The sequence below is a fragment of the Sphingobacteriales bacterium genome (assembly GCA_016711285.1).
Lineage (GTDB): Bacteria > Bacteroidota > Bacteroidia > Chitinophagales > UBA2359 > JADJTG01.
On record JADJTG010000016.1, the window covers coordinates 182,833 to 190,320 of the forward strand.

General features: G+C 41.1%; 7 protein-coding genes. 1 reads left to right on the forward strand and 6 read right to left on the reverse strand.

The features are described from left to right. Positions 1-41 precede the first annotated feature (41 nt). From IPL35_15945 to kdsB, 3 genes are all read right to left on the reverse strand, one after another. Positions 42-698 (reverse strand): WbqC family protein, encoded by a 657-nt coding sequence (locus IPL35_15945; GenBank protein MBK8444798.1) that lies wholly within the window; start codon positions 696-698, stop codon positions 42-44. 71 nt (positions 699-769) lie between these two features. Next, positions 770-1,819: an acyltransferase gene (locus tag IPL35_15950; GenBank protein MBK8444799.1), complete on the reverse strand. Its 1,050-nt coding sequence runs from the start codon at positions 1,817-1,819 to the stop codon at positions 770-772. Positions 1,820-2,067: 248 nt separating this feature from the next. Beyond that, positions 2,068-2,814, reverse strand: a complete 747-nt coding sequence (gene kdsB / locus IPL35_15955; protein ID MBK8444800.1) for a 3-deoxy-manno-octulosonate cytidylyltransferase — start codon at positions 2,812-2,814, stop codon at positions 2,068-2,070. A 189-nt stretch (positions 2,815-3,003) separates the two neighbouring features. Here kdsB and IPL35_15960 point away from each other — a divergent pair, with 189 nt between their 5' ends. Continuing rightward, on the forward strand, positions 3,004-4,071 hold the full coding sequence (locus IPL35_15960; GenBank protein MBK8444801.1) for a porin: 1,068 nt from the start codon (positions 3,004-3,006) through the stop codon (positions 4,069-4,071). A 25-nt stretch (positions 4,072-4,096) separates the two neighbouring features. On the opposite strand, the gene IPL35_15965 is transcribed toward IPL35_15960, so the two are convergent. The 3 genes from IPL35_15965 to IPL35_15975 all read right to left on the reverse strand — a co-directional run. Then, complete coding sequence (locus IPL35_15965) at positions 4,097-5,170, reverse strand: T9SS type A sorting domain-containing protein (protein MBK8444802.1); 1,074 nt, start codon at positions 5,168-5,170, stop codon at positions 4,097-4,099. A gap of 548 nt (positions 5,171-5,718) precedes the next feature. Beyond that, positions 5,719-6,987, reverse strand: coding sequence for an NADP-dependent isocitrate dehydrogenase (gene icd / locus IPL35_15970; protein MBK8444803.1), 1,269 nt, complete (start codon positions 6,985-6,987; stop codon positions 5,719-5,721). A gap of 82 nt (positions 6,988-7,069) precedes the next feature. Further along, a partial coding sequence (locus IPL35_15975; protein MBK8444804.1) for an acyl-CoA thioesterase occupies positions 7,070-7,488 on the reverse strand: 419 nt, incomplete at its 5' end.

Genomic DNA, 7,488 nt, shown 5'->3' on the forward strand with positions numbered 1-7,488 from the left:
ATAGATTAATAATCAGACAGTTATACTAAACCATATTTATTTTACCCCCAATTCCCCGTTTGCATTTTTTGTAAAATATCTGCTGCTCTATTGCCCACATTGAACAATAAATCGTAGCTGCTCAAATGCGGTTCAAAGGGTCTTTTATAAGAGAAAACCTGCGGATAAGTAATTGTTTGCAAAGGGAGTTGTGGCAAATTGTCGCTGCCGTCGCGTGGCACAATGCGATTGCGATAATCGGCAAGGACGGCGGCGGCAGGGGTTTCATTTTGCCACAATTGCCAGCGCAGCGGTAATTTCATCGCTTGGCACAGCGTATTCAGCAGTTCTATATTAAAATCGGTCAGAAAAGTAAAACGCTTTTCGTAAAAAGGCTGTATTCGGGTATCGTAGTGCATAAAAAAAGGCGAACTACCATAGGCACTGCGCAAGGCTTGCCACTGTTGTTTTTGCCAAGGGCTATCGTAGCTGATGCGCACATCGCAGTAGCGGCAGCGTTGATTTCTGCCGCCTTCCAAAGGAATACTCAATACTTGCAGCCCATTGGCGGCGGCTATATGGCAACGATTGCGGTAAGTGGCTTTACAAAAAGGGTCGTTGAGCGAAAAATAAATTTCCTGATGCGACAGGAGCAAAGCTAAAAAATCGCAATTCGGTGCGTAATGCGGCTCTATCAAAAGTGCGGTGGAGGCTGACATGTATTTTTTTTGCGCATAAAGATAAGCAGCGAAATGATGATACACGATGCTTTATCTTGTCTGTTGTTGTTTTAATGAGGCTTTGACAGGCTTGCTTTGAGGTAGTATATACGTCTTAATTTTTGTAAAAAAGGTGTTTCTACGCAAATATTGATGAGATACCCCACTGCCAAAGCTATTGCAAATGAAATGCCTGCCGCCGTCCAAAAATTCAAATGCAAATATTTCATCATACCCGGAATGAGCAGCGAAATGCCCAAAAACTGATGACTGAGGTATAAACTATACGAAATTTTTCCTGCCCACAGGGTAGCCGGCATTACAATAAATTTCAAATGCTGCCTTACAAAAAGTATCAGCAGCCCATAAGCTGCGCCCAATGCCACCCAATATTGAGCATTGCTCAAAAACATCGTATTGCGATAGCAATTTTCAAACATCATTCCCTGACAAAAATAGGTGCTTGCCAACCAGAACCAACGCTGCCAAGTGCCGCCCCCTTCAAATTGAATACGATACAGGATAATACCCGCCAAAAAAAGGGGGAAATAATGAAGCAAGGGAAACCATTGCGGAATATGTCGCAAAAAATGATGGTGTGCTACGCCATCAAAGGCATACAAAAAACTGCATATCAGCAATATAAAAGGCACAACTCGCGCCACTTTTGAAGGCAACAACCCTTGCATCAAACCCATCAATAGATAAAAATTCAACTCAATAATCAAAGTCCAATAGGGGTCGTCAATAGAAGGTATGTTGAAATAATATTGCAGCATCGTCATATTTGCCCAATAGCGTATGCCTATTTGCTGTACCAGATGCGGCTCGGCTTTGGCTACACTTTTGTAAATAATTAAAACAGTGGTAAATGTAACCGACACCCAATAAGCCGGATATAATTTGCTAAAACGATTCCATACAAAATCTTTCCAGCTGCGCGAGCGGTGTACGGTCATACTAATCACAAAACCGCTCACCATAAATAATATATCCACACACACCGTCAGCATACCCCAGTCGGCGGATATTTCGGGTCGGAACATCATAAAATGAAAGGCAACAATGAGCAAAGCCACGATGCCCCTCAAAGCATCAAGCTCTAAAATTCTATTTTTCATAATAGTGTAAAAAAGTGGTAAAGAACAAATATTTGCCTATCGGCAACAACAAAAGTCCCTCACAAAAATACAAGCTACATCATCACCGTATTTCCTCCAAAAAACGGCTGTGTGATTTCAGTGTTTTGTAAGTGGTATGTTTTTATCAACAGGTACTTACAAAGATATACTATTTTGCGACAGATGCTGCTCCTCTCCCACTCTTTTTGGCATCTTATCGCGTTTTTTTCTTTTCAGAGCGCGGTATTTTACAATAAATGGCGGATTTTTAACAAATCTTCGGGCGTATCAATGGCGATATTATCGTAGTGGGTGATGCAGCACTTAATGGGATAGCCGTTTTCGAGCCAGGTGAGTTGCTCCAGCGACTCGGCTTGCGACAAGGGCGCGGGGGCTAATTGTACCACTTGGCGCAGCACCTCCGTTTTGAAAGCGTAAATGCCGATATGCTGATAAAAACCTGCATTTTCTACAGGTGCAGTGCCTCCATTGGCTACCACATAAGGCAGAGGGCGGCGGCTGAAATAGAGCGCGTTGCCCATAGTGCCTACGAGTGCTTTTACCACATGCGGCGAGTGCCAGTCTGCCGGATTTTGGCGAGGTCTGATTAAAGTGGCTATAGACGCGGCGGTGTTTTCATCGTCAAAGGCAGCAAGAATTTCCGCTATTTGCGGCACTTGGAAAAAAGGCTCATCACCCTGAATATTCACCACCATATCGTATTCGTCGTTCAGCAGGCTCAATGCCTCCGCACAGCGATTGGTACCCGAAATATGCTCGCCGGTCATTACAGCTTTGCAGTTTTCGGCTTGCAAATGCTCCAAAATACGCACATCGTCGGTAGCCACCACGACCTCCGCCAACAAAGGGGAGCGTTTGGCTTGCCGATACACGCGGCTAATCATGCTTTGCCCGCCGATGTCAATCAGGGGTTTGCCCGGAAAGCGGCTCGACTGATAACGCGCCGGAATAATAGCTACAACTTTTTTTTTCATTCTTCTTTTTTTCAAAAAATAAAAAGGCGATGCAATAATATGCGGTTTTTCAAAAATAAACCGTTTTTTTTATATCAACAAACATCTTTACTGAATATTATTAAAAAATGATGGCTGCCTTTTTAGCTAAATGATTACATTTGCTACAATCTTTATTCATAATTTTTTATAATCTCAACCTTTTAGTTTATGATCAAATTTATAGCTGCTGCTGTGGCTTTTTTATGGATACCGCAATTCGCATTTGCACAAACGGATACATTAAAAAACATTACTTGGAGCGCATATACCGAAATGTATTATTGCTACAATTTTGACAAGCCCTACAACCACGAACAAGATGCTTTTATATACAACCATAAACGACACAATGAAGTCAATATTAATTTGGCGTATATAAAGGCATCGCTGTCAAAAGCACATATAAGAAGTAATTTGGCGATGATGGTGGGCAATTATGCGCAATATAATTTGAGTGCCGAGCCAACTTGGGCACAATTTGTATATGAAGCCAATGTAGGTATTCAATTATCCAAACAGAATAATTGGTGGCTTGATGCCGGTATTATGCCCTCGCATATAGGCTTTGAGAGTGCCGTTGCCGCCGATTGTGCCACCCTGACACGCAGCCTTGTTGCCGAAAATTCGCCCTATTTTGAAACAGGGGTTAAATTAAGTTATACGTCCGACAATCAACAACTTTACGCCGCCCTGCTGTTGCTCAACGGCTGGCAGCAGGTGCAAAAATACGATGATGTACAAAAACCGGCTTGGGGTATGCAAATTACCTACTCACCAAAGCCGAATATTACTTTGAATTACAGCAATTTTATCGGAGAAAGCAACTACGGCGTATCGCAGCGATTTTACCATAATTTATATGCACACCTGCAAATGTCTGCCGATTTGCGGCTTACATTGGGCTTTGATATGGGGCAGGATTTTTATAAAAACCCCAAACAAACAGTAACTTGGAGTACACCGGTGGTGATTGGTAGCTATCAAATAAAAGAAAAACACAAAATAGCGGCGCGTGCAGAGTATTTTAATGACTCTGATGGTGTTATTATTTCTTCTACCGAAAATGGAGCGCAAATATTAGGAGCTTCTATCAACTACGATTATCAGATTTTTGAAAATGTACTATTCCGCACCGAGTTGAAACATTACCATTCCGAACAAAGAGTTTTTTTTCAAAATCAAACATCGCCTTATAATAATTTCAGAATAACAGCAGCTTTGTCGGTGAAAATATAGCGTGCTAAGTCTCGCTTTTGGAGGACTATTGTTTAATAAATTTTTGAGCGAAATGATGTTGCCCTTGTCTTATTTTTATAAAATATAAGCCATCGGGCAGGTTAGAAATATCAACGGAGGATTTGTTTTGGGCTTTAATAACGGTTTGACCCCTTGAATTTGCAATTTCAATTTGAGTGTTTTCATCTGAAGGCAGAACAATATTCAGTGCTGTTTCGGCGGGATTTGGAAATACTGCAATAGTCGTTGATTGGGGGTTTATTTCTTCAATATCGGTGGAATTACACATTACGGCATTTAGTTTTTGCCAAATACTATTACATAGTTGTGTCGGCACTTCACTACTTTCTGCTTTATTGCCCATTCTGACAACCACTAAGCCCAAACTTCTTGAAATGCTCAAAATTTGTCCGTTTTTTCCAAGTCCCGCAAACATATCATCGGGAGCAGCAGGTGCATACGAACCCTGAAAAACTATTTGAGAGGTCGGAAGCATATAAGAAGATTTGCCATTGAGCCACCATAAATAGCCATAAGACTTATTCAGATTTTGTGAAGTATGAGTCATTTGGTTGATATAGGCTGTATCGCGCAGCAAAGTATCTGTATTCCAAATGCAGTTGTTTTGCATCAACAAGCCAAAGCGAGCCATACTTCTTGCTCTACTAAAAAACACATTGTCATAATCAACAGCAACCCAAACTCCGGTCATTCCTGTCGGTGTTTTAAGTTTTGTTTGTGTATCGGTAGTCATCGTTAGTTGGTGGCTGATTTTAATTTTATGCTCCTGAGTGGCTGTGCTATTTGTCCAGCCGACACCCAAATGAGTTGATGTAGTATCGGTGAGGGATAAATAATTTTCTTCCTGTGCTTTGCCCACCAAAAATGCAGTAATGGTTTTGCCGGCAGATGCCCAATACCACAAACTATCTTTTGTAAAAGTTCCGAAGTATTTTTCCAACACTATTTTCCCGTCTTTCAATACGATAAAACCTTTGGTGTCCTGCTGCTCCAAATAATCATACAAAGTATCTATTTCATTTAAGCACCAGCCCAAAGCAGCCGGAGCAATGGTATCCCAGTCAGCCGTATTGCTCAAAGGAGGAAAATAAAGGTTTTGTGCTTTTGAAGTTGTCAAAATACAGGTTAAACCCATGAGTATCAATAATACTGCTTTTTTCATTTTGAAACTTTTTAATTTAACAATATCTTCCTTACAAAAATAAATGCAAAAGTGATGGCTTTTAATAATTTACTCTAAATTATTTTATATAAACATAAGTAGTTGAACCTATCTATTTTATATTATTTTTAATCAAAATTTTAATATCAAAATATTGATTTTCAGTTAGTTAAATTCTTTAGTTTTCAATTAAACAAATAGTAAGTAAATATGCGTTAGCACTTAATCGCGCGGGCGCAATGAACATTTTTTTATTGAAGATTTATCCAAAAACTTTTATTATTAAGTACAAGAATGTTCATTTTAAAATTACGTTCATAATTAATGACTTTAAAGTAATTCTTTTTTCTCTCTCTGATTTATTGTACAATAAAAAAACCTTGCCTGAAAAAGAACAGACAAGGTTTTTTTTATATATTTTTCAGCACAGAGCCTTTCGGAATGGCTGTAAGGTGCTGTTTTTTTTACATATTTTTGATGATTTCGTCTGCAAACTGAGAGCATTTGAGTTCGGTAGCTCCTTTCATCGCACGCGCAAAATCGTAAGTAACACGTTTGGTGCGGATAGCTTTTGCCAAACCTTTTTCTATCATCACGGCGGCTTTTTCCCAAGCCATATACTCAAACATCATCACACCCGACAAAATCACCGAACTCGGATTTACTTTGTCTTGTCCGGCGTATTTGGGAGCAGTGCCGTGTGTGGCTTCAAACACAGCGTGGCCGGTTTTGTAGTTGATATTAGCTCCGGGCGCAATACCAATACCACCCACCATAGCAGCGAGGGCATCAGAAATATAGTCGCCGTTGAGGTTGAGCGTAGCAATGACATCGTACTCGGCGGGGCGCAGTTGGATTTGTTGCAGGAAGTTGTCGGCGATTACGTCTTTGATAATCAATTTTCCGGCAGCTTCGGCTTCTTTCTGTGCTTTGTTGGCAGCATCTTGACCTTTTTCGGCAGCGATGCGGTCGTATTGTGCCCAAGTGAACACTTTATCGCCAAATTCGCGCTCGGCGAGTTCGTAGCCCCAGTTTTTGAAAGCTCCTTCGGTAAATTTCATAATGTTGCCTTTATGTACCAAACTTACCGATTTGTAGGCTTTGTGTGCGAGGGTATATTCAATGGCACTGCGTATCAAACGCTCCGAGCCTTCGCGCGATACGGGTTTGATACCGAAAGAAGAGGTTTTCGGAAAACGGATTTTTTTAACACCCAATTCATTTTGCAAAAATTCGAGCAATTTTTTAGCTTCGGGTGTTCCTTCCATATACTCAATGCCGCTATAAATATCTTCGGTATTTTCGCGAAAAATCACCATATCCACTTTTTCAGGTTCGCGGGCAGGTGATGGCGTACCTCTGTAGTATTTTACGGGGCGCACGCAAGCGTATAAATCGAGCTCCTGACGCAATGCTACGTTCAAAGAACGGATACCGCCGCCCACCGGTGTGGTAAGAGGACCTTTGATGGCAACCAAATATTCCCGAATAGTATCGAGGGTCTCTTGTGGCAGCCAGCTTCCGGTTTTGTTGAAAGCTTTTTCTCCGGCGAGTACTTCGCGCCATTCCACTTTGCGTTTGCCTTTGTAGGCTTTTTCTACGGCAGCATCAAATACTTTTTGTGCGGCGGGCCAAATATCAACACCAATACCATCTCCTTCAATATAAGGAATAATCGGATTATTGGGCACTTTTAGTTTGCCGCGCGATATGCTGATTTTTGAATCACTCATGAGATTGATTTTGTATTTATTTTTTTATGTTTGATATAATTAAAATATTGTAAATGAAGAAAATATCAGGAAAATATATCTTTCAGGGATTGTGAATCTTTGGCTTGCATCGTCCGGCGATGATAAGGCGCAGTTCGCGGCGTTTGAGTGCTTTGTCGTATTGCTGCAATTCTTCCTCGCTATGAGGGAGTACCGACTCAATGGAGCGCGGTTTGCCGTTGCTGTCCAAAGCTACAAAAGTATAATAGGCATCGTTGCAGAAGTATTTGGTTTTGGAAGGTAGATTTTCTGCATTTACCGTTACATATACTTCTACGGAGGTATTAAAAGCGCGCGTTACTTTGGCTTCTATTACCACCACATCGCCTAATTTTATGGGATTATGAAAACTCACCTGATCCACAGATACGGTTACTACAATGGCTTCGGCGTGCTTACCGGCAGCAATGGCAGTAGCAATATCCATCCAGTGCAAAATTTTACCGCCGCGCAAATTATTCA

Bases quoted from the DNA above. Each gene is read 5' to 3' on its own strand.
- IPL35_15960 (MBK8444801.1), top strand. From the start codon at position 3,004: ATGATCAAATTTATAGCTGCTGCTGTGGCTTTTTTATGGATACCGCAA.
- IPL35_15945 (MBK8444798.1), bottom strand. From the start codon at position 698: ATGTCAGCCTCCACCGCACTTTTGATAGAGCCGCATTACGCACCGAAT.
- icd (MBK8444803.1), bottom strand. From the start codon at position 6,987: ATGAGTGATTCAAAAATCAGCATATCGCGCGGCAAACTAAAAGTGCCC.
- IPL35_15950 (MBK8444799.1), bottom strand. From the start codon at position 1,819: ATGAAAAATAGAATTTTAGAGCTTGATGCTTTGAGGGGCATCGTGGCT.
- kdsB (MBK8444800.1), bottom strand. From the start codon at position 2,814: ATGAAAAAAAAAGTTGTAGCTATTATTCCGGCGCGTTATCAGTCGAGC.